Here is a 24684-nt window from a genome sequence, read left to right on the forward strand (position 1 = left end):
TCAGATTACCCCCCCCCCACCCAACCCGCCCGTCTGAAAACCCCCCCCCCCGCGCCTCGCTAAGCTCCTGGCCACAGCCAGTTGATCACTGTGTTGCAACGACCCCTGGAATTCGCCTGCCAGCGGGGGCTATCAGGTGCAGGGCGCCTTCGACGGGGTTCCCTTCGGCAGCAGCTTGCGCTCGGCTTTGGTGTAGTCACGTCCTACGGCGTCGCACAGGGTGTGGAATTGGATGTCGGGGCGAAGGTCGAAGGTCTGGCGCAGGCGGCCGGTGTCGATGGTCAGGCGGTGACCGTGTACGAAGCCTGTGATCCAGTCTCCGCCCTCGATTGCCACAGTGTTGGATTCGCCGCTTGTCAGGTCGTAGATCTGGACCTGCTTCTTGGCCACCAGGTAAGTGACGACGCTGTCGCCGGGGCCGAAACCGACCAGGGTGTCGTTGGTGCGGCGGGGCACGCTGCCGGCCAGCTGCTTCCTTCGGTCGACGTCCCAGACGTGGACCTGCCCGTCGGTGTTCTGCACGGCGAGATGCGAGCCGTCCGTGTCGAAGGCAAGCGCACTAGTGTAGGAGTAGACGGTGCCGAACGGAACGCTGATGGCTGGCCCTGGCAGTGTGGCGATGCGTCGGGGTGCACGAACATCCCATAGCAGGATCTCGCCGCGCTGGTTTCCCGTCATCGTGACTGCGGCAACCTGTCCGGGGTGCCCTGGTCGGGCAATCAGCTGGACGTGTGCAAAGAGGTCGCCGGTCAGGATGCCAGCCCAGTTCGGTGCGGGATGGACAAGGAAGGGCTGGGTGCGGATGCCCGAGTCGGCGGCGTCGACGCGGGCGAGCCTACCCTCCACCGTCAACAGAACGATCTCGCTGCCCTGCAATGCTGCGACGCTGTCCACTTCGCCGCCCCGCCACTCAGTGACACGATCCAGTGCCTTCGCCTTCGGCATGACGTCGTCGAGCGGCACACTGTCGTGGAGGTTCTGCACAGAGTACGACCGGTAGAGGTTACCGCTCTGGCCCCATACCACGATCCGCTTCGAGTCGGCCGTCCACGTGGGTATCCAGTGCACCGTCTCGGCAGGCATGGGCAGTGACACCGATTGGTGGCGGGTGCGGGAGGCGTCGAGGACCTCGAGGCGCCGGTCGGTGGCCAGGGCGATGTAGCGCCCGTCCGGCGACAGGCTGTAATTCCCTGTGTCGGCCTCGAACCGTTCGCCGCCCGCCGGATCGGCGCGCACCGCCATCAGCGTCGTGCCGACGGGCACGAGGACGGTGAGGCCGCCACCCGTGCGCGGCACCGCCGCGACACCTGTGTACGCGGCGGGGGTGTCGCCCGAGGTCGGGATGCGGGTGCGGTAGGTGTGCCCAGTGCGCAGATCGGTCAGGGTCGGCTCGGCGTAGCCTCCGTCCGTGGGCCCGGCGTAGGAGGTGACCGCTGTGTTGTCGACGCCGTACCGCGAGGTGGCGTCCGGGCCACTCCCGCTTGTGGGCAGTGCGGTCTTGTGGCCAGGTGTGGTACTGAGCGCTAGCGCGTATGGGTGGGTGGTGTCCGTCCGGACAAGGAGTTCACCGCCGTCTTGCAGCTCTGCACCGCCCGCGTCCGAGGTGGTGTAGGTATACCGCAGTCGGCCGGTGGTGAAGTCTCTGACCTCGATACGTTGGCGAAGTTGCTTATGGGTGTAGCTGATCGTCGCGACGGTGTCCGCGTCCTCGGTGAACGCGGCCTCCTTCAGCCCGGTCTCAGGGACGATTCCGCCCGGTACGTGGATCCGGGTGCCGGAGGGTATGTTCCATGCCTCGGCGAAGGCGGGGATGCACCGCTGGGTGCCGTTGAAGCACTCCATGGAGTTGTCGTCCATTGTCAGCAGCAGTCGCATTCCGTCACTGCTGAAGTCCAGGGAGGCTCCGGCCTTCTCAGGTAGTTCGTGGTTGCCAAGGTGGAGGACGGTGGGGTGCTGGGGGTCGTCCAGTCGCCACAGTTGTAGCCCTTCGCCTCCGGACGCGGCGAAGAAGCGGCCGTCCGGGCTGATGGCCGTCTTCAGCACCATTCCTTCCGGGACGCCGTTCAGCTGTCGTGCCTTGGGCTTTCCTTGGAGGACTCCGCTGACCGCGGTGATCGTCAGACGGCTGCCGCCGCTGGGCCTCGACCGCACGACGAGGGTGCGGCCGTCCGGGGTGGCGTCCATGCCGGTGACGCGGCCCTGCCACACGGAGGGGTAGCTGCCCACCAGGTATTGCTCGCGCGTGTACTGGTGCAGCAGGGCCTGGCGGGTTGCGGTGGTCTGCCGGGTGTTCCACGCGGCCAGGGCGAGTTGCAGCGCGGTGGCGGGGTCGCTGCCCGGGCGGTCCTCAGCGGCCTGGGCGAGCAGGCCCGCGGCCTGGATGCGCAGTTGTTGTTCGGTGCGCTGGAGGCTCTGCCAGGTGGAGAAGGCAAGTACGACGGCGAGCACGGTGAGGGCTGCTAGAGCTCCGACGGCTGCCTGCTTGAGGCGGGCGCCGCGACGGGAACGGCGGCGGCTCAGATGGATGTAGCCGCGCTCGTCGGCGGAAATGTCCTCGGAGTTTTCGGCCAGCCTGTGGGTGGCCTCGGCCAGGTCGGTCCCGCTCAGCAGGCGGGCGGGCTCGCCGCCTTGTGCTTGCCAGCGGCGCAGGTCGGTCCGGAGTTGTTCCTGCCACAGGCGGAAGTCCCTGGAGTCGACGAGCCATTGCCTCAGGCGTGGCCAGAGGGCGGTCAGCGCTTCATGTGCGAGTTCAACGATCTCCTCCGGCTCTGCGGCCCCAGAGGCGTGAGAGAGCACGACGAGCTTGCTGGGGGCCAGCTCCCGGGCCAGGTCGAGGAGTTCGGGGGCAAGGTCCGCGGTTCGGACCGGGCTGCGGGGGAAGGTGTCACCGTCGCCGGGCCGGGCCAGCTGCACGAACAGCCGGCGGGCGCTGTCCTGCTGGGTAGATTTCAGCCCGGCGAGCGCGTCGTCCGCATACCCAACGAGAGCGCCTGCGACTCCACCGAGCTCGTTGTAGGCGGCGTGCGTGAGCGTGGACCGCGTACGCCGCTTCCACAGCTCCGTCAGAGCGAACTGAACCAGTGGCATCCGCCCCGGCTCGTCGCCCGCGTCCGCAACGATCCTCTCGGGCAGCCCGGGCTCGAACCACAGCCCCGGCACTGCGGCCACCGGGCCGGTCACCGCGTGCAGAAGGTCGTCGGCCGCCAGTGGCGCAAGGAATTGCACAGAGTCGCTGACCAGGTCAGAAGTATCGGCGGTGACAAGCAGGTCGAGAGAGTCGGGGCGCGCTGTAGCAACGATCCGTAAGCCAGCAGCACCACTGCCACTCACGCTTGCCGCGCCATCAGGGCCCGCGAGCTCGGCCATGAGAGCTAACAGCTCACGGGCGGCGGCAGGGTCGGCGACGACATACTCCTCGAGCTGGTCGACGAAGAGGACGTGCCCGGCGGTACCGGAACACGCGAGGATCCTGCTGCGCAGTTCGGCAACCACCCCGTCGCCTCCGTCGAGTAGCCTCGCCAAATCTTCGGCCTTGGCGAGCCGATCGACCTCGCTGAGCTCCGGCTCCAGCACCCCGGTCAACGCCCGCGCGAGCACGGTGGCCGCCCGCGCCCCGGTCACCGGCCGTATCGCGTAGGCACTCATGCCTTCGGCGTGCAGCCGGGGCAGCACCCCGGCCCGTACGAGGGACGACTTCCCGCATCCCGAGGGCCCGGCCACCAGCGTCACTGGCCGCGAGCGCACAGCGCGGTGCACGCGGCCGGCGTCGTTGTCGCGGCCGTGGAAGAACTCCGCGTCGTTTTCCGTGAACGCCGCGAGCCCTTGGAACGGGCAGCGCGGCGGAAGCGTCCCCTCGTCGACCAGTTCGGTCGACGGCAGCAGGTACGCGGTGCGCTCGCCCTGCTGCTCGGCCACCGTCATCCCGACGACGCCGTCCTGCGCGTCGTCCCAGACCGGCGCCCCGCTGAACCCTTCCGCAATGCGTGGTCCAGAAGCATCGGCCTCCATCTGCAACCAGCCCGATCCCTGCCCGGCACGGAGGGTGCCTGAGGCCCATACACCGTCATCGGCATCGGCTGGGTAGCCGAATGCCCGAAACGTATGTCCCCAGACGTCGGTCCCCTCGGCGAGCGGCGCTGGCCGTGCACCCGGGACTTCCGCGTTGAACCGCAGCAGGGCGACGTCGCTCCCCCCGTGCCGCCAGGACACCACGGTCGCCCGCGCCCGGGGGCGGCCCGCCAACAGCGGAAAATCGAGGTCCAACGGTGTGCAGGGCGCCTGCTCTGTGGCATCTGGGACGCAGAGCGCCTCCGCAACAACATGGGCGCACGTGCACACCACATCGTCAGCGACGAGGAAGCCTGCGCCGATCACCTCACCGGCGGCCGAATAGATCCGCACCTGCGACGCCTCAAGGACGTCGCTCCCCCGTATCACGGCCATGGACTCCCTCTTGGCTTCTCTAACAGCACTGGACAAGTCAGCATCCCCGGCACAGCTGCCGCGCACAACTCGCCCTGCACGATGCCAGTTGAAGTCGTGCGCGCTCGCCCGGGTGGAAAGTCGCACCATCGGATCCCTGCCGGGGGAATGTAAATCGTTCGGTGTAACTCCCGATCGTGGAAACCCGGGAATCCTCACACCTCAGCACGGGAAATCCACACGACACGGGCCGCGTTTCCACAGGTCAGCGAATTCCGTCGGTAGCCCGTCCTGGACAGGGCCTCCGGTGAACCGCGCACCGCGGCCGAAGCCACCGTCGCCTTGGAACAGCAGTTCCCCGTGCGGGCCCGTGACGTCAACACCGTGCGCAACACCCTGGAGCGCCTCGTCGCCAAGAGCCGCATCGAGCGGACGAAGCAGGGAAGGACCGTGTACTACACACTGCAGCAACAGACCGGGTCCGCCGGGCAGGAGGCGGACACCACCCCGTCGCCGGCAGGCCAGGTGGCTGGTACCTCGGCGGGCGAGGAGAGCGAGAAGGTGCTGGCGCAGGCCTGACACCGCGACAATGGTCTGCGGTCTGTGCCTCGCTGGCAGGGGGCGCGCCGCAGGAAGCCCGGCGACAGCGCGCTGCTGGCAAGGAGTGTGGCGCCGCTGCATGCCGGGGGCGTCCCGCAGCAGTGGGTGGCCCGGCACCGTGGGGTGCGCGCTGCCCCGGCTGCGGCTCAGGTCGGGCGGAGGGACGACCCGGTGCGTGGCGCTTGCTGGTGCGGTGTCTGCCTCTGCTCGGCAGCGCGGTCGTCGCTGTGCGGGCGGTCGGCCATGAGCGGGGGTGCCTGGGCACGCTCGCGGGACTGGGCCGCGAGGCGCTGGGCGCGTGCGGCCACGCCGCCGGGCGGGGTCGGGGTCAGCTCGACCACGGTGTAGAGGGCCTTCAGGGCGTGCAGCGTGTCCGCGCGGCTGGACTTCAGATCGGTGAAGTTACTCAGACCCGCCAAGTCGGAGACTATGACCACACTTCCGTGCAAGCGTCAGTTGAAGACCTCGTCCGCGGCGGCCAGTGGCCCATTCCTCCGAGAAGTCAGCGAGGTGGCCGCACACCAACTCATCGCCCTCAGTCAGCGGTTGTTGGGGCTCAGCAGCGTGGCGGCCGCAGCGATGAAGGCGACGGAAGCTTCCTTGGCCGCATGCCGCCGGGCGTCCAGCTCGGGCCGGTCGATGGCCTTGCGCAGCGCGTACGTGGCATCTGCGGCCTGCTGGGCGGGGCCGGCCAGCTCGGGGACCAAGACCTGAAGGCGGATGTGGGGCGCGGTGATTGCCGCCCGGGTGTCGTGGGACCTCGTCTGGGCCTCCAGCTGGTGCTCGGTGCCTGCCTCGGTCAGGGCCAGACGCTCCCGATGGAACATCGCCGAGCGGTGCGCGTCCAGGGCTGCCGCGAAGTCGGTGACGGCACCGAGCTGGTCCTGGCGGTGGCTGTCGGCGCGCTCCTCGGCGCGTGCGGTGCGTGCCGAACGGTGCTGAAGGAGTCCGGCGGTCAGGGCACCGGCGAGGGTACCGAGTACGGCAACGATAGAAGGCCATATGGACATCAGGTGTTAGGTCCTCTCGGGCAGTCGGTTTCAGTGGTGAGGTCGGCGGACAGCGAGGTACGCGGCGGCGCCATCGGGGGCGGGGTTACGCCTGACGCGCTCCGGACCTACCCTGCCAAGTTCGCGGCTGGGGTCAGAGATCTGGAGTCCGGGGCGTGATCACTATTCCGAGCCGACCAGCAAACGAGACGGCCGGAGGCAAGTACCGGGGGCGCTCCCAGAACTCAGCGACATGTTTCTTGTCGCTGACGGAGCGTTTCCAGCGGTGACCAACAAACGTTGCTGGCTCCCGGCGGTAAAACCAACACCCGGATGGCCCAGCGCAGACATGGCAGGGCGGCCCCTTCCCGAGCGCTGGGTCCAAGGCCGCCCGTTGGCCGATCGCTCGCCGCCCGCCCAGGTCGTACGTCCTCGCTTCGCTGCGGGCGCTCCACCTGGACCTGCAACTCGTCGACGACAAGAGCCCCGCGCGGCCACTCGTACGTACTCGTCACGACATAGACCCCTGTCCGTGAACGGATCACCGGGTCGATCCTGCCACCGGGCACTGACAGCACGGTCGCGGGCGATCTCGGCTCGGCGCTCGCCAGCCCTACGAACGACAGGCCATGGCTGGCGCCGCTGGTGCCGTCCGACACGGAGGTGTTGGCGGGTCTGGAGATGGGCGGCATTCCTGTCGTGACCGCGCTCGGCCGGCATACGGGTCTCCTCTGTGCGTTCGTGCGCAAGCAGGCCAAGCCGTATGACACCTGCCGTCTCGCCGAAGTTGCCGATGCCCTCGCGGCCGCGGGCATCAGGCAGTTGTCGCTGCTGACGGCAGCGGATCTGCGAGCCGCTGCCGAGTGACCGGCGGGAACTACCGGCCACTCGGCAGCCAGGCCACGTGCCGCCGGGGGGCGCGTGCGTCTCGGTGATGGCGACGCAGGTGAAGGACTCGTCAACGATGCCCTTCTCCTCGGTGAAGGCGTGCCTCGGCGGCCAACGCCGCGGACGCCTGAGCTGCGAGAGCGGCCGAGTGCTGGTTGGCCTCAATAGGAAGCGCACCGACGACATGCGGACCGTGAGGTGACGGAACGGCCTGGCTCCGCCTCATCGTGGCACCGATTGCTCGCCGGACAGCGGGCGATCCTTTACTGATCTCGCTGGTCGCCGCGGATCTGCCACCTTGAATTGGCCGGGTTCCAGACCAGATCCGGCCACGGTCGGGCCGCTGGGCGGTCAGCTCGTCGAGATCAAGAGAAGCCAGGGCCCGCAAGGCCTCGTCCGTGACGTCTGACCACAAGCACAAGGTGATGTGTGCGTCGGGGTCGTCCGTGATGAGCAGCGTCGCCCCGTTGCCGGCCTCGTGCTGAGGGGAGGACCGGCGGAGCATGCGCTGGACCAGCGCGCGTGCTTGCCCGTACGCGTCCTCGGCTGCTTTGGAGATCAGGGCCTGTACGAAGGGGATGACAGCGGTCGCGACCACGGCGGTCACCACGACCGTCCCCGTGCCCGCTCGTCTGAAGAACGAGCGATTTACGTTTGACTCCCAGTTGAGGATGCGCTTCGCGCGGTCGCGCCACTGGGTTGCCTCATCGAGGCGGCCCTGCGCAGTCAACAGGGCCACGAGATCGAGACAGGCCTGGTGCCGCGGACCGAGGCCGGCATCGATCTTGGCCGGGTCGAGTGGCTCGACCCACTGCTCGCCGCCGTCCTCGGCCGCTGCGCGGAGCCAGCGTTCCGCCTCTTCGGGCAACTCCCGATCACGGAGCGCGGCCAAGGTCCAGCATCGCGTCGACATGCCCCTTCTGGGCAGCGCGACGCAGCCATCTACCGCGCTCCTCGAGGTCGTCGCCCGTCGTGCCCATCGCGTACATGGCTTGGTGGTGTTCCGCCTCCGCGGCCCGCCGGTACCAGTGTCGGGCTTGGTCTGGCTGTCGTGCGGTGAGGAGCTCAGCGAGACGGTACATGGCTTCGCTCTCACCGGCCTCAACGGCATCATGAAGCCACCGTTGAGCCTGCTCGGGATCGCGGCGTTCGAAGAAGCGGGCCAGACGCATCATCGCCCGTGGATCACCAAATTCAGCGGCTTGCTCCAGACCAGGGTCTGGCTTGCCCCGCGAACTCTGCTGTAACGCCACTGAGCCCTTCCGCCCCAACCCCGCGGTTCCCCGCCGCGTGACTGACCCTCTTCATACCGCACGCCAAGGCGAGGCGGGGGAAGACCCTGCCGCTCTGGGCATTCGACGAGTTCGACAGGGGAACCCTCGCATGTCCCGAGCAACATGTGCGCAGGTGGACGCTATTCGTCAGCGAGCCTAGGACGGCGGCCGGCCCCCACAGGTCGGGCGGCGGGCCGCCGTGGTGGTGCCGGTCTGCGGGTGGCGCGGAGCATCACGGTGAGGAGGGGGGAGGCCGGCGAGGGCTGGCCGTGCCCGATGTCTGGGTACCCCCATGCCCGGTAGACCGCATGGACTTTGCCGTCACCGGCCGCCATGTTGACCATGCGTGTCACATGCGGCTCTTCGCGGGTGGCCAGGAGCGCGTCATGGATGCGCCGCGCGGCCCCAGTGCCGCGCCACGCCGTGCGTACACCGATCTCCCTGAGAGCGGTGGCCGGATGCGCGGCGTACCTATCCGCCGGCGGTGGAGTGGTGCGCTGCCAGTACCGGTCTCCGTCTCGACGGTGTTGGCGTAGCCGTGGCCGACCGGCTGGTCGTACGCGTTCGCGAGGATGGCGGTGAAACCGGGCTCGCCGCCGTGCCGGTCCAGGCGCTCCCCCAACCTGGTGGCGGCGTAGTTCGGCAGGTGGAGCATGGTTGCTCGCGCATCGGCGTAGACGTCGATCAGGTCTCCGCGTACGGCGTCGAGCATGTGTACGTGCGGAGGTCGATGGCGGGTGCCGTGGTCATGCGCTGGTCCTCGAGGCGGCGGTGCGCTCGGTCCAGGTCTGCGCGAGGGGCTGCCGGACGCGGTAGCGCGTAGCGCGGCCCCGAACTCATGGAGCATGCGGGATACCCGGGCATTCTGGGTAGCGGCAGTGGCAGCCACTTTCATGGCGGTGGCGGTGGCGGTGGCGATGGCGGCGTCGGGGTCGCCCCGGGCGTGTGCGAGCCAGGCCTGGGTGATGGCGCGGGAGCGGCCACTGTGGGGGCGCAGGGCGGACCGGCAGCGATGGGCGTGGCGTTCGGCGGTCGGGTAGTCGCCGAACGCCAGGTACGCCGACAGGGCCAGTGAGTCCAGCTCGACCTGCGGCGCGGACGGCTCGCCCAAGTCCAGCCCGGCGCCTACCGCCGGCAGCTCCACGCCGCGCTCACCCAGGTAGAGCGCACCGGCACCGGCCGGATCCGCGGCCACCACCTGACGGTCCTGCTGGACGCCGCCCGCAAGGACCTCGGCTCACCCGGCAGCGCGGCCGCACAGCAGCTGCACGACCCGATCCAGGAGATCCGCACTGTGTTCGTGACCGGAGAGGACATTGACCGATGGGCCTCCATGACGGTGGCACAGAGAGTCTGCAGGACCGGATACCGTTCAACGGGGGGTGACGCCAAGTCACGTCTTCAGGTGAAAGTCCCGGATTCGGCGTGCCGCTCGTTCGCGGGTCTCGTCGATCCAGGATTGCAGGGTCGCGTCGTCCAGTTGGCCACGCGTCAATCAGCGGGTGGCGCCGACGGGCCACAGCACCCGTACCGGAACGCCGGTCCACTCGGCGTAGGCGACGACGTCAGCGGTTCCGCAATCCGGCGCCCGGCGGCCGAGCCACGCTGACTCGCGCATGTCCATGGGTTGGTATGGCGGCCATGAGATCTCAAACCACTCGCCATCCACGTGGGTGGCGGCACAGCACCAGGAACAGCACCAGATCTCCTCCTCCCACGCAGTCGGCGGCACCGGCCATCACTGCATCGCCCGCCCACACACAGCGCATTCCACGGGCGGATCCTGGCACGCCTACGCGCGCGGCCAGGTACCCGCGGATGGCACGTGAACGGCGACAGGGAGTACTGCCGACCTCGATTCCCTTCGGGGTCGAGGCCGCTACGTGACCGCCCCCCATCACCCGGTTCAAGGAATCCTCACCCAGTAGTCCGGCAGCACCCGGATAGACACTGGACGCAAGATCGTGGGATCGGCCATGATCCCGGCGTGCACATACCGAGACGATACGCCGGGGTCCTCGCCGCAACCTTCCTGACGGCAGTGCTGGCCGGCTGCTCAACGCCACGCTCCCAGCCTTCGCCGGCGGCCACGGACTCGGCGGCTTCATCTCCCTCGGCCCCCGCAACCTCCTCCTCAGGCTTGGGCGCACCTGCGTCGGGGGCGGGAGCACAGCTCATGGCCGCCATCCTGCCGGTCCCGGCAGGCACGCATGCTTGGACCGACCGCAACGGCGCGCTGGACTTGGACGGCTTCGCCCACGGGCTCTTCGCCGCGGACGCCGTCTCGCGGGAAAAGGCCGTGCTCGTACGCCGACGCTTCGTCGCGGCCGCGCGGCAAGGCTGGATCAGTACCGACGGAAGCCAGACCGACATCTTCCTCGTTCGGTTCGCTGCACCCACCGGCGCCGAGAGCATGTACAGGTCCATGGCACACACCTGGCAGACCAGCAGCACGCCGCACAAGCAGATCTTCGCGGACCCTGCGGACCATGCCACCGGCTCCGTCATCAGCACCCTCGACAACCTCGGCAACGCCGGTGTCAAACTGATCAGCGTCCGCAACAACGTGTTCGTCTACATCCACTACTTCACCGCCGCAACCCCCGACCGCAGCGGGGCGCGAAATCTCCTCCATCGCCAACTCGACGCCCTCGACAAGTAGAAGGCGACCCGTCGCCCCCCCGACGGCCAAACGGGCGGCAGGCAGCTCCGGGCCCTGGCGTCAGGCCAGCCCGAGCGTCGCCCGAGGCAGGCGGCAGGCCGTTTCCTTCGGATCATCATGATCGTAGGTGTGGGCGTGTCGTTGACTGACATCCATTCGGCGCGGATCGAGCCTCTATTACGCGACCGGGCACCGCAGCGGGGCGGGCGATCCTGCGTCTTTACGGTCTGAGCGGTCACGTCGTACGGCCTCTCGATGGACCAGACACCCGCACCTGCCGCGCCGGTGACACTCGACCAGTGGCCGGTTCGGGTGCTGCACGGACAACGGTCCGTCATCAACTTGCTGGGCGCGCTCAACGGGCGGCAGCTCGTGCACGAGGCGAGCCAGTCCCTCGGTCGGCCGGCAGCGGCTTCTTTCAAACACGTCTCGCCCACCGGCGCGGCCGTGTCCGGACCCGTCGACGAGGTCACCGCGGGGCTCTACGGTGTTGCCGGCGACGGCGCCTGACCAGCGCCTACCCTGCGCGCCCGGGATGCCGATCCGAAATCCTCCTATGGCGGCTTCGCCGCTGTCTCCCACCCGGTCGACACGGAACTCACCGAGCTGCTGACCAGCGTGGTCTGCGACGGCATCATCGCCCCCGGCTAGGCACCGGGCACAGTCGAGTGACTCAGCAAGAAGAAGGGCGGTCGCTTCCTCGGCCTTGGGACTGGTGGGCTCGCATATTGATGTGTCGAGTATTCAGTGTCTGCGGAGGAGTTCAGTCACTCAGCGTGTGACTCGCCCTCCGATGCGGCTGCGATGTGGCGATGACAGAGGTCCGCTGAGGTGAGGTGCGGCTTGTCGAGAGCGGCTGAGTAGAGGTTCATCTCACGAGCTGCCATGTCGAGGTGCTGCCAGAAGGTCAGCGCAAGCTCACGGTCATGTCCCAGGTCGACAAGGTCGTCGAAGGCGAGTCCGAGTTCGTTGTGGTCAAGCCACTCCTGCACTCCGCTTGGGTCGATCTATGCTGTCTCGGTAAGGCAGGACACGGCTGCAGCGAGATGGTCACGAGTGGTGGTCCACGAGGAGGCAAGCGGGTGATCAGTCACCTGGAGATCCTCCGCCGGAGCTGAGTCGTCTGGCTTGTGCGGGATGACGAGGGGAGCCCGCCCCCCCGTTGCGGCTGACGGCACACGGAGTCTTCCCTACTGGTCGGCATCGGCCTGTGCCGCGCGGGCGGCACAGTCTGGAGGAATCGGCTACGAGTTGAAGCAACGGCTCGATCCGTGCCCACTGGCATCAGCCAACGACACCCCCGGACCAACGATCAGATGATTCGCAAGAAGCGGCCTAGTTGATCCGGGCGGGCCCCCTATCGGACCTTAGCGCCGGGCCAGCGCCAGGACACTCAGACCGAACATCAAGACACCCAGGGGGAGATGCACCGACGGGACGTGCGCGATACCGAGCACGACCTGGACCGAGGCGAGTACGAGGAAACCTGACGCGTGCCAGACAGGCCGGGGCGAGCCGCCGCCCGGCTTCCACGCCAGCACCGCCGCGAGCACGTACAGCATCGACGCCCCGTACATCACCCGGGCTCCGGCACTGTGCAGCGTCTCTCCGTAGGACGAGGTCAGCAGCAGTCCGGCGGAGACCGCCTGAAGGAAGATGGTCAGGGTCTGCAGGGCGATCGCGATCTGCAGGAACGAGGAGCTGCGGTGTGCGTTCGCCGTCGCCGTCACCTGAGTGGCCATGTCACAGTCCCCTTTTCCGCCCTCGGGCAGTAGATCGATAAGGTCTCACCAGCCCGACGACGCGGGCCGGTGAAAGGTAAGGCGAGGGGGCAGCTGAAAGTATGGGGACTGTCGGGAGCGGCACAGATGAGATAGCCGGCGAGCGACGCCACCTGATCAATGTCGCTTACCGGTTGCTCGGTTCGGTGACCGAGGCCGAGGACGCAGTACAGGATGCCTACACACGCTGGTACGGGCTGCCACAAAGCCGGCAGGAGGAGATCCTGTCCCCCGGCGCCTGGCTGACGACGGTGACCAGCCGCATCTGCCTGGACCTGCTCGGCTCGGCGCGGGCCCGCCGTGAACGCTATGTCGGCGCGTGGCTGCCCGAACCGCTGCCCGACCGCACCGAGTGGGACCACACGGGCGGCGCCGACCCCACCGGCCCTGCAGACCCCGCCGACCAGATCGTCCTGGACGAGTCGGTGGCCATGGCCTTCCTCGTCGTCCTGGAGTCGATGACGCCCGCCGAGCGGGTTGCGTTCGTCCTGCATGACGTCTTCCGGTACCCGTTCGCCGAGATCGCCGACGTTCTCGACCGGACCCCTGCAGCCTGCAAGCAGCTAGCGGCCTCCGCCCGGCGGCGGGTGAGCGTGGCGCGCGCTCCGGTGACGGCGACCGGCCAGGCCGACGTGGTGAGGCACGTCAAAGAGGCATGGGAGACCAAGGACATCGCATCCCTCGTCGGTCTCCTCAACCCGGCCGCAGTGATGACCGCCGACGGCGGCGGCGTGGTCGGCACCGTCCTGCGCCCGGTCGAGGGCGGCGCGCGCATCGCCCAGTACATGGTCGCCATTGCCGACAAGGCTCCGGGGCTCGAACTCCTGGAGCGGTCGGTCAACGGTGTGCCGGGCCTGGTGGCCCAGCGTGCCGGTGTCGTCATGACCGTAGCCTCGTTCGACGTCTCCGACGGGCGCGTCACCCGGATCTGGGCGGTCCGCAACCCGGAGAAGCTGCGGCCGTGGGTGCGGGAGGGCTAGCTGGCCTTCGCTCGGCAGAGCGTGCGGTCGCCGCCAGCAGATGAGCGCGCATCCGAGGGTGAGGAATGCTTCGTGGACGTCGTCGCGTACCTCCCAACGGATCCGCAGGCGGCGGAACCAGTGCAGATGGGCGAACGCGCGCTCCACGGCCCACCGTTGGGCGCCCAGGCCGGAGCCGTGCTCGATGCCATGGCGGGCGATCAGCAGCTTCACGCCGATATCCCAGAGGAGGCGGCGGTACTTGTCGTGGTCGTAGCCCCGGTCGCCGAGTGCCACGTCCGGGCGGCGACGAGGTCGGTCACGCTTGCCCCGCACCGGCGGTACCGCCTGAAGCAGTGGGATCAGCTGGGTGACGTCGTTGCGGTTGCCGCCGGTCAGGGTGGCAGCGAGAGGGATGCCGGTCGCGTCGGTGATCAGGTGATGCTTGCTGCCCGGCCTGCCCCGGTCGACAGGACTTCGTCCCGTCTTGGCTCTCCCCCCTTTAACGCCCGGATATGGGAGCCATCGACCACGGCCCGGGAGAAGTCCAGGGCGTTCGCGCTGCGGAGTTTGGCGAGGAGGACCTCGTGCAGCCGGGGCCACACGCCGACCTCGGTCCACTCGGCCAGACGGCGCCAGCAGGTCATACCCGAGCCAAAGTCGAGTTCCTTCGGCAGGTGTTCCCTGCTCGACGACGACCGGGTGCCGGCGAGCCGGGTGGGACCGAGCGGCCGAGGTCACCGGTCGGAGCGGGACGCGACCGCAGGCCGTCTAGGAGGCCGAGTCGCCGGTCCTCCCCGTCTACGAGGCCGAGTCGGCGGTCCTTCGCCGGGTCTCGCGCAGGTGGAGGTCGATGTACCCGGCGAGGGTCAGCGCGTCCTGCGGCTCGTCGGCCTGGAAGGAGACACGGCGCAGCAGTCGCACGCCGTCGAGCGCGACACCCTCGCGGGCCAGGACGAAGAGGAGGGCGAGGAGGGCGGAGCGGCCATTGCCGTCGTCGAAGGGGTGGAAGAAGCAGACATCGAGGAAGGCACGTGCGGCCCGGGCGGTCAGCGGGAGGGGCCGGGCGGCGTCCTTCGTGCTCTCGGCCAGGCAGGCGTCGAGGCGGGCGCGAGTGTCCGGGGCGATGCCGTACCGTTCCCGGCCGCCCTTGGCGAAGGCGGGCAGGCTGCGGAACGGCGGCGGCCCGGGCGTGGACAGGACGTGCCGTTGCCAGCCCTGGATCAGGTCGAAGTCCAGCCGGGCGCCGCGCGCGGCGTCGGCCCGCATCAGCTCCAAGGCGGTGAGCAGGCCCTGTCCGCGGGCGGGGTCCACGATTGCGTCGAAGGTGCGGATCTCCTCCGCCGCCCCGTCGCGGGACGGTGTCACCGGTCCGTCCCCGGTACTGTCCTGGGCCTCCTGCCACGGCACGGCTTCCCGCACCGCGAGCCAGCGCTCGAGGTGGTCGGGCAGCGGCGACTCGGCGGCCTGGGCGTCCGCGTCCGGCCGCACAGCGGCCGCGAGCCGCTCGGCGATGTCCTCGACCAGCACCGGATCGGGGCCGGTCCAGCTCTTGAACCGCCCGCCGATCGCCCGGTCCACCAGGTGCTCGGCGTCGTCGGCTGCGACGCCCCAGCGGCTGAGGAGCCAGCTGAGTACCTGATGGCAGTGCCCGTACCAGGCGCTGCCGCAGCCAGTGCGGTCGGTGACGTGCAGGATCAGGTTGCGGGCGGTGCGGTCCCACAGGATCCGCTGGTCGTCGATGCCGGCCAGCTCCAGCGGGTAGGCCTCGAACCGTGCGGCCAGGCTCTCCAGCCACTCGCGCCACTCGCGCAGCGCCGAGGTCACACGATCGAGGGTCTCGTCCGGGGTGGTGACCGAGTGCTGGGGGCAGCACCAGCTGCCGACCGGCCCCCCGTCGAAATCCCCCTCGTCGTGCGCCCACCGCCAGCCGACGACCCAGCGGCCGTAGTGCTCGGCCAGGGCGTAGGTCATGGCGTCGGACCAGGGTTTGGCCTCGTCCCAGCTCCACTCGTGCAAGGCTCGGTCACCCGGCGGTATGCCGGGGCGTCGGGGCACCCGCCTGGCCGGCCCGAGCGATCTCACCACCCGCGCTGCCGACCCGCCGTCGAAAGAATGACGGGCGGGATCCACCTCGTCCCAGGTCAAATTGCGGGGGGACAGCTCCATGAACACCGCGCAAGTCTCTTCGCTCACGGGCACCGGTTCAACTCGATTACCGATCGGTTCCCCGAACCCGCCTGAGGGGCGCCGGAAACGGCGCGAACGCCCCCCCTCGCACCCGCACCGCACCGCACCGCACCGCACCGCACCGCACCGCACCAGAAGGTGTCTGCCGCGTGCGCACCGCACGCCGCGTCACACCAGCCCGCCGCCGCTGCGCCACGGCCACCTCCGGCAGGCCACGCACGTCGAGGTGCTCAAGAGACTGGTCGGCGTCCGTGTCCAGCTCCCACCGCCCGTGGCGGACACAGACCCGGCCCCATCGGGGTGCGTACTGCACCACCTGCACCGCCATCCCGCACCGCCGTGCCACGCACAGACGACATCCGAACGCCACCGGCCCGACCACCGCCGCCGGTACCCCAAACTCCTGCTCCTGCAGTTTGGGATCCTCTCGCTCCCAGGACGGCAGCGCCCACGCCAATGTGTTCTGCCAGATGCCGCAGAGCTCGGCCAGGACCCGCCGATCCGATGAGTTCAGCAGAACACCAGTGCCGGCCCGCGTGCATCCGCGCTCGTGCCGGGGCGGGTAATTGCGCCACTGCCAGCAGGAGCGCGGTACTTTTACCTCCAGTCCGTGGCACTCAGAAGTGCGGCTGATCAACGGCGATGCTGTCTCGTCGGCCAAGGGGGCGACGCGGAACAGGGTCGTTCGGTACGGTCCGGCACCGTCAACCGTCTGCAGGACGCCGCTCCCTGTTGTTCCATGCGTTGTATCACCACACGTCCGAGGCTGGTCCAGACGCCGGGCGAAGTCTCTCGGACGTTGGACAACGCCGGACGCCGGACCCCGGCTGCACGGACCGGGCTCTGAAGTGGTCTGTGGTGTCCTCGGCTTTCTGCTGAGCCTCTCGCCGAACCGTCGGCTGTCATCACCCACGGGTGGCGTCCGCTCACACCGTGGCGGCCTCCTTCTCCTGCTTCTTGGCCTTCACCAGGGCAGTGAGTGGGGAGCGGCGACCACGGCCGGCGCTGCGCACCTTAGGAACAGTTCGGGTGTCTCAGGGCATGGGCTGTCTCAACGGACTCGCTGTCGCTGCATCGCGCTTACGGCGGGGGACTTGTGCGCAGCTGTCTCAAGACGTGAGGACAAGCGTTACCCACTCGAGACCTTTGAGATGGGGCGGGCCAGCAGCGGACGGTGGGGCAAGCCGGTCAGCTCGCGGCTCGTTGAACTGGGGCTAACCGGCCTGGCCTTAGCGCAGTCGTGGGTCCATCTCCAGTAGCTGTTGGTCGGTGCGGTAGATTCCGCCGGCGAAGTGCTCGATCGTCGAGCGCAGGTGCATGGGGTCGACGCCGTAGGTACCCAGCATTCCCGCGATGACGTAGCGCCGGTCCGGGAGACGTTGGTTGAGCCTCTTGTGGAACCCTGGCGGGCGCGGCGCGTCGGCCTTCAGCCGCACGATGAGCACATTCGGGACCAGTACAGTCCCCGGCGCCCTGCGCAGTACGCCCACGCACTCGATGTCCTTCCACGGCACGTGAGCCGTACGCGTGCCGTGCTCGGTCCGCACCCCGTCCCCGTCGACGACAAGGTCGTAGTGGACATCTCTTCGGCGGAAGTTCACAAGGAGGATCGGACCGACGAGGAAGGCTGCAACAGCGCTCCAGATCAAGATCACGCGCCATCCACCGAACAGCGCCATCACCGTGATGATGACGGCAAGCAGTAGGACGCTCTTGATGGTGTCGCGCCTGGTCGGCGGGTCGGACGGCTGCTGACGGAAACGGATCTCTCCCTGGCTGCCGGTCGGCGGTTCTGCATGCGGCGGGACGGGGCCGCGGACGAGGGCGAGGTCCCCGGCAGCGTTGACGGAGCGCCGCTGAGGTCGCGGCAGCCCCATTCCCTGCAGCACGGTGTCGATGTGCTGGTGGATGTCGTCCAGGGTGAGCGGCTGCGGCTGGTTCAGCGCATCCAGCAGGGCGGTGGTGAAGGCGGTGTGACGCTGCCCGGGCGGCGCGTGGGAGGGTGCGGTGGCCGTGGTGGAGGTGAGGATGTAGGTGCCGCTCACGTCGAGTTGGGCCGACAGCAGGCTGCCCGATTCGGTCATGGCGGCCACCGCGCGGCCGGAGAAGCAGCAGTCGAGTACCAGGACCCGCAGACGTGCCCGGGCCCGGCCGAGGTAGCGCTTGACGAGGTCGGCCGGGACGCCGGTGAAGCCGATGTGACCGGGATCCGTGGACGACAGCGCGAGGTGGAGCAGCCCGTCCTCGTCCAGCAGTCCGTGTCCGGTGTAGTAGACGAGCAGCAGGTCCTCCGCCTCGCGTGCCGCTTGGGCAAGTGCCATACCGACGCTGCGGTGATCGGCCGGATCGGCCAGCACCCGGCAGTGTTCCGGCCGCAGAATGCCGTGCGTCTCATGCGTGAGTGCGGAGTGAAGGTCCGCGAGGTTGGACTTCACGGCGGGAATCGCGGGCAAATCGATGTCGTCGAAATCGCTGCACCCCATGAGAACCGCTCGGGAAGCGGCACCGTCGGGGAAGCGCGGCGCGCTCTGCTTCACTCCTCCCCGCCCTCCAGCAGCTGCCCGACCGCACCGATCACCGCCTGCGGATCGCTGGTCCGGCGGACCTCCACGGTGACCTCCCGCCCGTCGCTGCGGCTCACGTGCACGGTGACGTCCGCACGCCGTTGCACCAGCCACGTCGACACGGACCGGGCCAGCACCGCTCCTGCTCCGCCGGAGCCCAGCGCCACCGCCAGCACGTCCAGCGCGGCCCCCATCTGCCCTGGCTGCGGCGTCCGGGCCAGCACCTCCACCCGGCCGCGCAGCGCCTCTTCCGCAGTTAGCCAATCCCGCAGCGACACCAGATGCGTCTCCGTCTCCACACCCGGCCCGGCCGATACCTGCACCTTCAACGTGCAGCCTGCAGACGGCGTTTCCCTGCCCTCGCATTTCTCCATGAGGCCATCGTGCCAACAACAGCGGCTGAACGCCCCAGACCTCACACGTCCGTTGGGGCCGGGGATGCGGTGGATCCGGCGCATCATCGTGCCCGGCGGCACGCCGCCGGGCATCCACGGCCGGCAGCCGACTCCGAAGCGGAGTCGGGGTCGCGGCGCTGCAACTCCTCGCGGAGCCGGGCGAGCGCACGGTACAGAGTGCTCTTGACCGTTCCAGACGCCATGCCGAGGGCGGCGGCCGCCTCGTCGGTGGACATCTGCTCCCAGTACCGCAGCACCACAACTCGGCGCTGGTTGGGCGCTAGCGTCTTCATGATGTCCATCAGCAGGGCGCGGTCGGCGTGCTGCTCGGTGGAGTCGTCGACGGACGCGTCCGGCAGGTGCTCAGTGGGGAACTCCTGCAGTTTCCTGGCCCGCCACCACTCCGTGCGAGCGTTGATCATGACGCGGCGCAGATAGGCGTCCGCGAGCTGCTTGTCCGCTATGCGGTCCCAATGGCGGTACGTTCGTATGAGCGCAACCTGCAGCAGATCCTGAGCGTCGAGCGGGTCGTGGACCAGGCGTCGGGCCGTGCGCAGCAAAGCGTCATGCCGCGCACTTACGTATTCCTCGAATTCCGGCACCCCGCCGAGGTGCCTGGGCGCGTTCACGTATTGGGTTCCTTCCTTCCGTGCGTGGACGTGGGCGGCCGGAAATGCCGCGTGGGCCGGTGGGAGATGACACCGGGCCGAGTGGCATACCGCCCGCCCCGGCGTCATCTGTCGCTTGCCGCTTGTCGGAGACTCAGACGTGCAACCCTGGCTCTTGATCACGAACGCATGTGGTCAGGCGCGGGAATGCGGCTGGCGGACGGCGCCGCCTGCCGCGCGGCCGCTCGGGAAAGGGCCCGGGGTTCGGTCCGGTGTAGGTTCCGGCCGTGCCGTCAGGTTGGGGCCCGCGTGCGAGGGGATTGTTCAAATGCCCTTGCTGCAGTGCCAGGTTGAGTCGTTCCAGTCGATGTTCTGCAGGCAGACCCGCGCCTTGTAGCCGCGGTCGTCCCAGTAGTAGCCGGTGTGGTCCTGCGTGTTGTACCGCACGAAGTGGTACCAGGTGATCCTTTCCCAGGCTCCGCCGTGCTTGCGCTGGAGCATCATGGCGCATTGAGCGTTCCAGGAGCGGACCAGGCCCTGCGCGTTCCAGTGGCCGTTGATCTTCTTGGTGTTCATCCAGGCCTTGCAGTTGCCGCGGGTGACGACGGAGCCTGGCTCGAAGCCGTCGGGGTGGACGGCGGTGTGCTGTTGGAGGGTCGTGCCGGCCGTGGGGTGGGCGGTGGTTGCCGCCTGGGCGGGAGCCACCAGTGCGAGACCTCCGGCCAGCCCGGCTGCCGCCGCGTACAGAGTGGCCCGCTTGCGTGTGTTCATGTTTCGTCCCTCTCGTTGTTGATGAGGTGTCTGGACACCGAGCGCGGAGGACCATCTGGCTCGGCGTTCTTTCCCGTGCGGGGCTCCGTCCCCACCCCCGTTGGGCGACGGCGGCTTTACCGCACCGGTGCCGCTGCGGGGCGGCACATCACCGAGTTCAGCGGTTCCGGAATTGAATGGGCAGCCGGTTTTGCCATTCTGATCAATGGCTGCACCGCAGGTCACGGGTATGGCAATGCGGCGCTGACCAAAGAAGGCGCCTCTGGTTTGCCCCGAGTCACGGGCGTGCGTAGCGTGGCGGGCCATCGCGCCGCGTCCACGGGGGAGGCGGGCGAATGGTGGGGGTGCTGTCGATGCCGGGGCGTCCGGAAAGCCGACTCGACCCGCGTCAGGGGCCGGTGCAACGTTTCGCTGCCGAGTTACGGAAGCTGCGCGCGGAGGCCGGCAGTCCGCCCTACCGGGTGATGGCGCAGCGCACAGGGCAGGGCGCGAGCACGCTGTCACAGGCGGCCGGGGGTGATCGGCTGCCGACCCTGCCTGTAGTCCTCGCATACGTGCGTGCCTGCGGCGGCGATGAGGAGGAGTGGGAGGCGCGGTGGCGTGAAGCGGCCTCGGAGGCGGCGGCCAATCCCCGCGCCGAGGACGAGACCGCCGAGCCCCCGTACCGGGGCCTGGCCCGCTTCGAGCCCGGCGACGCCGGCCTGTTCTTCGGCCGGGACCAGCTCACCGACCGCCTGCTCGAGCTGACCCGCGCACGCCGGTTCAGCGCGGTGTTCGGCCCCTCAGGCAGCGGAAAATCTTCCCTGCTGCGCGCCGGCCTCATCCCTCGCCTCCGCAACCCGGACCAGGCCACCCCACAGCCGGCCGCGCTGCGCGTCCTCACCCCCGGCGAACACCCCCTGCACACCCACGAACAGCGGCTGACCCCGAAGGACGGCGACGGGGACACATGGCTGGTCGTGGACCAGTTCGAAGAGCTCTACACTCTCTGCCACGACCCGGCCGAACGCGATCAGTTCATCGACCGGCTCCTGGCCGCCACGAAACCCGCGAACCGGCTGCGCGTCATCATCGCCGTACGCGTCGACTTCCTCGGCCGCTGCGCCGAACACCCCGCGCTGACCGCCGCGTTGCAGGACGGGACCGTGCTGGCCCGGCCGATGAGCCGCGATGAGCTGCGCAAGGCCATCGTCAAACCCGCACAGGCCGCCGGGCTGATCGTCGAACGCTCCTTGACGGCGAGGCTGATCGAGGAGGTCTCCGACGAGCCCGGCGCACTGCCGCTGTTGTCCCACGTCCTCTTGGAGACCTGGTACCGCCGCAACGGCCGTGCCCTCACCGAAGCGGCCTACGAAGCGGCCGGCGGCCTGCAGGGCGCTATCGCCCGCACCGCCGAAGACGCCTTCGGCAAGCTCACCCCCGTGCAGGCCGACCTCGCCAGGCACATGCTGCTGCGGTTGATCACCCCTGGCGACGGTACGCCCGACACCCGACGGCCCACCGACCGCGGCGAACTCGTCAGCAGCGCCCCGGACACCGCACGAGCCGATGCCGACGTGGTCCTGGAACGATGGGCGCACGCCCGGCTGATCACCCTGGACGACGACATGGTGGACCTCGCCCACGAGACCCTGATCAGCGCGTGGCCCAGGCTGAGCGGATGGATCGACGCCGAACGCGACCGCATACGAACCCACCGCCAGCTGACCGAGGCCGCACGAGCCTGGCGGGACCTCGACCGCGACCCAGGCGCCCTCTACCGAGGCACTCGGCTGGCCATCGCCCAGGAGGCGTTCGCGGCACCAGAGCGGCATGCTCACCTCACCCCACTGGAACAGTCATTCTTGTCGGCCGGCCTCGCGGCCCGCGACCAGGAGAAGCAGTCGGCAGCGCGTTCCGCCAGGCGGCTGCGTACCTTCGTGGTGGCCCTGTCGTGCCTGGTCGTCCTGGCGCTGATGGCCGGCCTGGTCGCCTGGCAGCAGAACCGGGCGGGTCAGCGCCAACGCGTCCAGGACGAAGCCCGCCGGGTCGCAGCCGTCGCGGAAAGCCTGCGTTCGTCCGAGCCGGCCATCGCAATGCGGCTCAGCCTCGCGGCGTGGAAGATTGCCGAACTGCCGGAGACCCGATCGGCACTGATGGGTTCTGTGGCGCAGAAGGAACAGGACGCGTTCCGGATCCCGGACCAGGCGGACGGTACCGAGGTGTACCTCGACCGCGACGGCCGGACTGCGGTCTCCGTCTCCGGAGAGCGGGTCACTCGGTGGGACGTGCGCAGCCATCGGCAACTGTCCTCGTTCAGGGTTCCGGGCATAGCCGACGCCTCATGGCCGGACGTCTCCCCGGACGGCCGCATTCTGGCGTTCGCGTCCACCAGTTCCGGCATCCAGGTCTGGGACCTGGATGCCGGCAAGAAGACCGGACAACTGCCCGGGCACGACGAGGACACGGTTTGGTTCGGCCCCAGCGGACACACACTGGCGGCCTCCGGTCCTGACGACGGAACAGGATCCGTGGCGCGGCTGTGGGACCTGCGGCACCGGCGCGTGGTGTTCAAGAACAGGCTGGGCTCCAGTGGTGCGGTGAGTGATGTCGCGACAGGCTCGGCCTTCACCGACGTCAAGTTCACCACCATGAGCCTGGACACCGTCAGCCCTGACGACCGTCTTACCGCGATGTGCCCCGAGCACCAGCTGGAGGTGTGGGACGTAGCGCGGCGCCGCCGCCTGCCGGGCGCCTGGGCGACTGCGTTCCACAAGGACGAATGCCGCACCGGCACCATCACCTTCACGCCCGACAGCCGCAGGGTGGCCGTCGCCTCCGGAAGCGGCCTGCGTACTTGGGACGTGGCGTCGGGGCGTGAACTGCGCCAGATCAAGCACCGCGGCCTGACACAGGCCGAGTTCAGCCAGGACGGGCGGTTCGTCGCCACGGCGGACGACAACGAGATCCAGCTGTGGCGGACGGACGATCCGGCCACCCCGGTGTTCCGGATCCCATGGGCCGACGGCCAGGACCTCGGAGCCATCCGGATCGATCTCAAGGCGGGCGTGCTCCGCTATGCGACAGGCAGTTCGAGCACAACTGTCTGGACGGTCTCGCTGGGACACGCCCTTGATCAGGCCTGGCAGCAGGACACCACCGTGAGCGCGGGCTTCAGCCCCGACGGCGGCCTGCTCGCACAGACCCGGCAGGCCGGAGGCAGGCACCGGATGCGGCTGGTGGACGTACCGACCGGAAAGGTGCTGGCCGACCGACTGCCCACTGCGCCCTGCGAGCCACAGTGCTCCGACGTCATGACGTTCGCCTCGGACAGCCGGACCTTCGCCTACTCCAGTGAGGACACCGCATCCGCCGAACCGCCCTGGGTCAAGGTGCTGGACACCCGCCATCCGAACCGGCCGACCACACTGCGGTTCCCGCCCACAGCAGATGACATCGAGACCATCGACGCGATCGCACTCGCGCCTGGTGGCCGAAGCCTCCTGGTGTCGCTGTCCGAGGAGCGCACCGAGGTGTGGGACGTACGCCGGAGGGCGAGATCCAGCCGGCTGCCCGGCGTCTGGGGAGAAAGCCTGACGGTCGCGGACGACGATCGCCTCCTGGCAACCACCCAGGGCGACTTGGTCGATCTACCCTCCCGGGCGGTCACCCACCGTGCACTCATGCAGGGAATCCCCGCCCGCTTGGCCTTCAGCCATGACGGCGGCTATCTGGCCGGAGGCGACGAGTCGGGCTGGGTGACCCTCTGGGGCCGCCACGGCCGGCAGTGGCTGGCCGAGTTCCCTCCCGAGTCGGCCGATGCCGCGGCCGACGATGACGGCTCGTCGATCGGCGTGTCGGCGCTGGCCTTCTCGCACGACGGCGAAACGCTTGCCGTCGGAACAGCGGACGGCTCGGTCCGGCTGTGGGACGTCGCCTCCCGGCGCCCGGTCGGATCCGCCTTCTCCGACCCCGGGGGCGGCGTCATGGCGCTGGCCTTCGGCAAGGGCGACCGTACCCTGCACGTCTCCGCCCAGCACATGCCTCTGTTGACCTACGGAGTCGATGCATCGCGGATGGCCACCGATGTGTGCCGACGTGTCGGATCCGGTCTGTCACGCGCCGAGTGGCAGAGGTACATCCGCGACGTGCCGTACGCAACCTCCTGCTGAACGGGAGGGCCAGTAGGAGTGGAGTGGGCCCGCGAGAATCAGCAGGCCTCGATCGGACACTGACGCCGTCGGCAAGGTGCCCGAGCCGGGCGTCAGAGCGGCGTTCAGATGCTGTCATGACACCAGTCCCATCCAACTTGACCATTTACGACGACCAACCGACCTTGCGGCTGGTGTCTGAGCTAGGACTTCCGGGCCAAGGAGAGGAGAGCAGCGAGCCTTCGGCGGCTGTCGTGCTTCTTCAGGGCCTGGTTCTCGTGACAGAGGTTCGCGGTCACCGTTGCGAGGGCGTCGAGTTTGCCGTTGAGCTGCGTGATCTCGGCTCTGGCCTCACGCAGCTGCTTGCGGAGCGCGGCGATCGTCTCGTCCCGGGCGACCTCGCGGGGGTGCGGAGGGCGGGTCGGGCGACCTTGGCGTTCCACTCGGCGAG

At 69.0% G+C, this 24684-nt stretch carries 21 protein-coding genes and 3 pseudogenes; 7 read left to right on the plus strand and 17 right to left on the minus strand.

Annotation, left to right across the window (positions count from 1 at the left end; translation table 11 throughout):
• Positions 1 to 132: 132 nt before the first annotated feature.
• Positions 133 to 4443, minus strand: coding sequence for an nSTAND1 domain-containing NTPase (locus ACWC5O_RS30675; RefSeq protein ID WP_450587972.1), 4311 nt, complete (start codon positions 4441 to 4443; stop codon positions 133 to 135).
• Between the two features lie 321 nt (positions 4444 to 4764).
• On the opposite strand from ACWC5O_RS30675, the gene ACWC5O_RS30680 reads away from it, so the two are divergent.
• The gene (locus ACWC5O_RS30680) at positions 4765 to 5001 is read left to right on the plus strand and encodes a BlaI/MecI/CopY family transcriptional regulator (protein WP_450587973.1); all 237 of its coding nucleotides are present in this window, start codon (positions 4765 to 4767) and stop codon (positions 4999 to 5001) included.
• 167 nt (positions 5002 to 5168) lie between these two features.
• Here ACWC5O_RS30680 and ACWC5O_RS30685 read toward each other — a convergent pair whose 3' ends face one another.
• Entirely contained in the window at positions 5169 to 5441 is a 273-nt protein-coding gene (locus ACWC5O_RS30685; RefSeq protein WP_450587975.1) for a hypothetical protein, read from the minus strand.
• 120 nt (positions 5442 to 5561) lie between these two features.
• Positions 5562 to 6032, minus strand: a complete 471-nt coding sequence (locus tag ACWC5O_RS30690; protein ID WP_450587976.1) for a hypothetical protein — start codon at positions 6030 to 6032, stop codon at positions 5562 to 5564.
• Positions 6033 to 6656: 624 nt separating this feature from the next.
• Here ACWC5O_RS30690 and ACWC5O_RS30695 point away from each other — a divergent pair.
• The gene (locus ACWC5O_RS30695) at positions 6657 to 6878 is read left to right on the plus strand and encodes a hypothetical protein (protein WP_450587978.1); all 222 of its coding nucleotides are present in this window, start codon (positions 6657 to 6659) and stop codon (positions 6876 to 6878) included.
• A gap of 91 nt (positions 6879 to 6969) precedes the next feature.
• Here ACWC5O_RS30695 and ACWC5O_RS30700 read toward each other — a convergent pair whose 3' ends face one another.
• The 5 genes and pseudogenes from ACWC5O_RS30700 to ACWC5O_RS30720 form a co-directional block, all read right to left on the minus strand.
• On the minus strand, positions 6970 to 7791 hold the full coding sequence (locus tag ACWC5O_RS30700; protein ID WP_450587980.1) for a hypothetical protein: 822 nt from the start codon (positions 7789 to 7791) through the stop codon (positions 6970 to 6972).
• A complete protein-coding gene (locus tag ACWC5O_RS30705) occupies positions 7775 to 8074 on the minus strand; it encodes a tetratricopeptide repeat protein (RefSeq protein ID WP_450587982.1) in 300 nt (99 codons plus the stop codon). The genes ACWC5O_RS30700 and ACWC5O_RS30705 overlap by 17 nt, the downstream gene beginning before the upstream one ends.
• 239 nt (positions 8075 to 8313) lie before the next feature.
• Positions 8314 to 8923, minus strand: a pseudogene (locus tag ACWC5O_RS30710) (GNAT family N-acetyltransferase).
• Positions 8920 to 9263: pseudogene (locus ACWC5O_RS30715) on the minus strand (XRE family transcriptional regulator); the annotation flags it as partial. The pseudogenes ACWC5O_RS30715 and ACWC5O_RS30710, both read right to left, overlap by 4 nt.
• Positions 9264 to 9668: 405 nt before the next feature.
• Positions 9669 to 9791 (minus strand): hypothetical protein, encoded by a 123-nt coding sequence (locus ACWC5O_RS30720; protein ID WP_450588267.1) that lies wholly within the window; start codon positions 9789 to 9791, stop codon positions 9669 to 9671.
• Positions 9792 to 10349: 558 nt separating this feature from the next.
• On the opposite strand from ACWC5O_RS30720, the gene ACWC5O_RS30725 reads away from it, so the two are divergent.
• From ACWC5O_RS30725 to ACWC5O_RS30735, 3 genes are all read left to right on the plus strand, one after another.
• Positions 10350 to 10835 (plus strand): hypothetical protein, encoded by a 486-nt coding sequence (locus tag ACWC5O_RS30725; RefSeq protein WP_450587984.1) that lies wholly within the window; start codon positions 10350 to 10352, stop codon positions 10833 to 10835.
• Positions 10836 to 11090: 255 nt separating this feature from the next.
• Positions 11091 to 11345 (plus strand): hypothetical protein, encoded by a 255-nt coding sequence (locus ACWC5O_RS30730; protein ID WP_450587986.1) that lies wholly within the window; start codon positions 11091 to 11093, stop codon positions 11343 to 11345.
• A gap of 12 nt (positions 11346 to 11357) precedes the next feature.
• Positions 11358 to 11486: a hypothetical protein gene (locus ACWC5O_RS30735; protein WP_450588248.1), complete on the plus strand. Its 129-nt coding sequence runs from the start codon at positions 11358 to 11360 to the stop codon at positions 11484 to 11486.
• 116 nt (positions 11487 to 11602) lie between these two features.
• On the opposite strand, the gene ACWC5O_RS30740 is transcribed toward ACWC5O_RS30735, so the two are convergent.
• Together ACWC5O_RS30740 and ACWC5O_RS30745 are read right to left on the minus strand one after the other, a co-directional pair.
• Complete coding sequence (locus tag ACWC5O_RS30740; protein WP_450587987.1) at positions 11603 to 11827, minus strand: MafI family immunity protein; 225 nt, start codon at positions 11825 to 11827, stop codon at positions 11603 to 11605.
• Positions 11828 to 12202: 375 nt separating this feature from the next.
• Positions 12203 to 12577 carry a hypothetical protein gene (locus ACWC5O_RS30745; protein ID WP_450587989.1) on the minus strand — a complete coding sequence of 125 codons (375 nt, stop codon included), beginning with the start codon at positions 12575 to 12577 and terminating at the stop codon, positions 12203 to 12205.
• 101 nt (positions 12578 to 12678) lie between these two features.
• On the opposite strand from ACWC5O_RS30745, the gene sigJ reads away from it, so the two are divergent.
• Positions 12679 to 13596: an RNA polymerase sigma factor SigJ gene (gene sigJ / locus ACWC5O_RS30750; protein ID WP_450587991.1), complete on the plus strand. Its 918-nt coding sequence runs from the start codon at positions 12679 to 12681 to the stop codon at positions 13594 to 13596.
• 33 nt (positions 13597 to 13629) lie between these two features.
• Here the strand turns inward: sigJ and ACWC5O_RS30755 are convergent.
• From ACWC5O_RS30755 to ACWC5O_RS30780, 6 genes and pseudogenes are all read right to left on the minus strand, one after another.
• A pseudogene (locus tag ACWC5O_RS30755) lies at positions 13630 to 14252 on the minus strand (IS5 family transposase); the annotation flags it as partial.
• 124 nt (positions 14253 to 14376) lie between these two features.
• Entirely contained in the window at positions 14377 to 15594 is a 1218-nt protein-coding gene (locus ACWC5O_RS30760) for a Fic family protein (protein WP_450587993.1), read from the minus strand.
• A 1400-nt stretch (positions 15595 to 16994) separates the two neighbouring features.
• Complete coding sequence (locus ACWC5O_RS30765) at positions 16995 to 18302, minus strand: caspase family protein (protein ID WP_450587995.1); 1308 nt, start codon at positions 18300 to 18302, stop codon at positions 16995 to 16997.
• Positions 18299 to 18817, minus strand: coding sequence for an effector-associated constant component EACC1 (locus ACWC5O_RS30770; protein WP_450781113.1), 519 nt, complete (start codon positions 18815 to 18817; stop codon positions 18299 to 18301). Before ACWC5O_RS30770 ends, ACWC5O_RS30765 begins: the two co-directional genes overlap by 4 nt.
• The gene (locus ACWC5O_RS30775) at positions 18787 to 19353 is read right to left on the minus strand and encodes a SigE family RNA polymerase sigma factor (protein WP_450587997.1); all 567 of its coding nucleotides are present in this window, start codon (positions 19351 to 19353) and stop codon (positions 18787 to 18789) included. The genes ACWC5O_RS30770 and ACWC5O_RS30775 overlap by 31 nt, the downstream gene beginning before the upstream one ends.
• A gap of 303 nt (positions 19354 to 19656) precedes the next feature.
• Positions 19657 to 20103, minus strand: coding sequence for a hypothetical protein (locus ACWC5O_RS30780; protein ID WP_450587999.1), 447 nt, complete (start codon positions 20101 to 20103; stop codon positions 19657 to 19659).
• A gap of 398 nt (positions 20104 to 20501) precedes the next feature.
• Between ACWC5O_RS30780 and ACWC5O_RS30785 the strand changes: the two genes are divergently transcribed.
• Positions 20502 to 24254 (plus strand): nSTAND1 domain-containing NTPase, encoded by a 3753-nt coding sequence (locus tag ACWC5O_RS30785; RefSeq protein WP_450588001.1) that lies wholly within the window; start codon positions 20502 to 20504, stop codon positions 24252 to 24254.
• A gap of 182 nt (positions 24255 to 24436) precedes the next feature.
• Here the strand turns inward: ACWC5O_RS30785 and ACWC5O_RS30790 are convergent, their stop codons facing one another.
• On the minus strand, positions 24437 to 24676 hold the full coding sequence (locus tag ACWC5O_RS30790; RefSeq protein WP_450588002.1) for a hypothetical protein: 240 nt from the start codon (positions 24674 to 24676) through the stop codon (positions 24437 to 24439).
• Positions 24677 to 24684 lie beyond the last annotated feature (8 nt).

It is taken from the genome of Streptomyces sp. NPDC001450, from assembly GCF_053597295.1.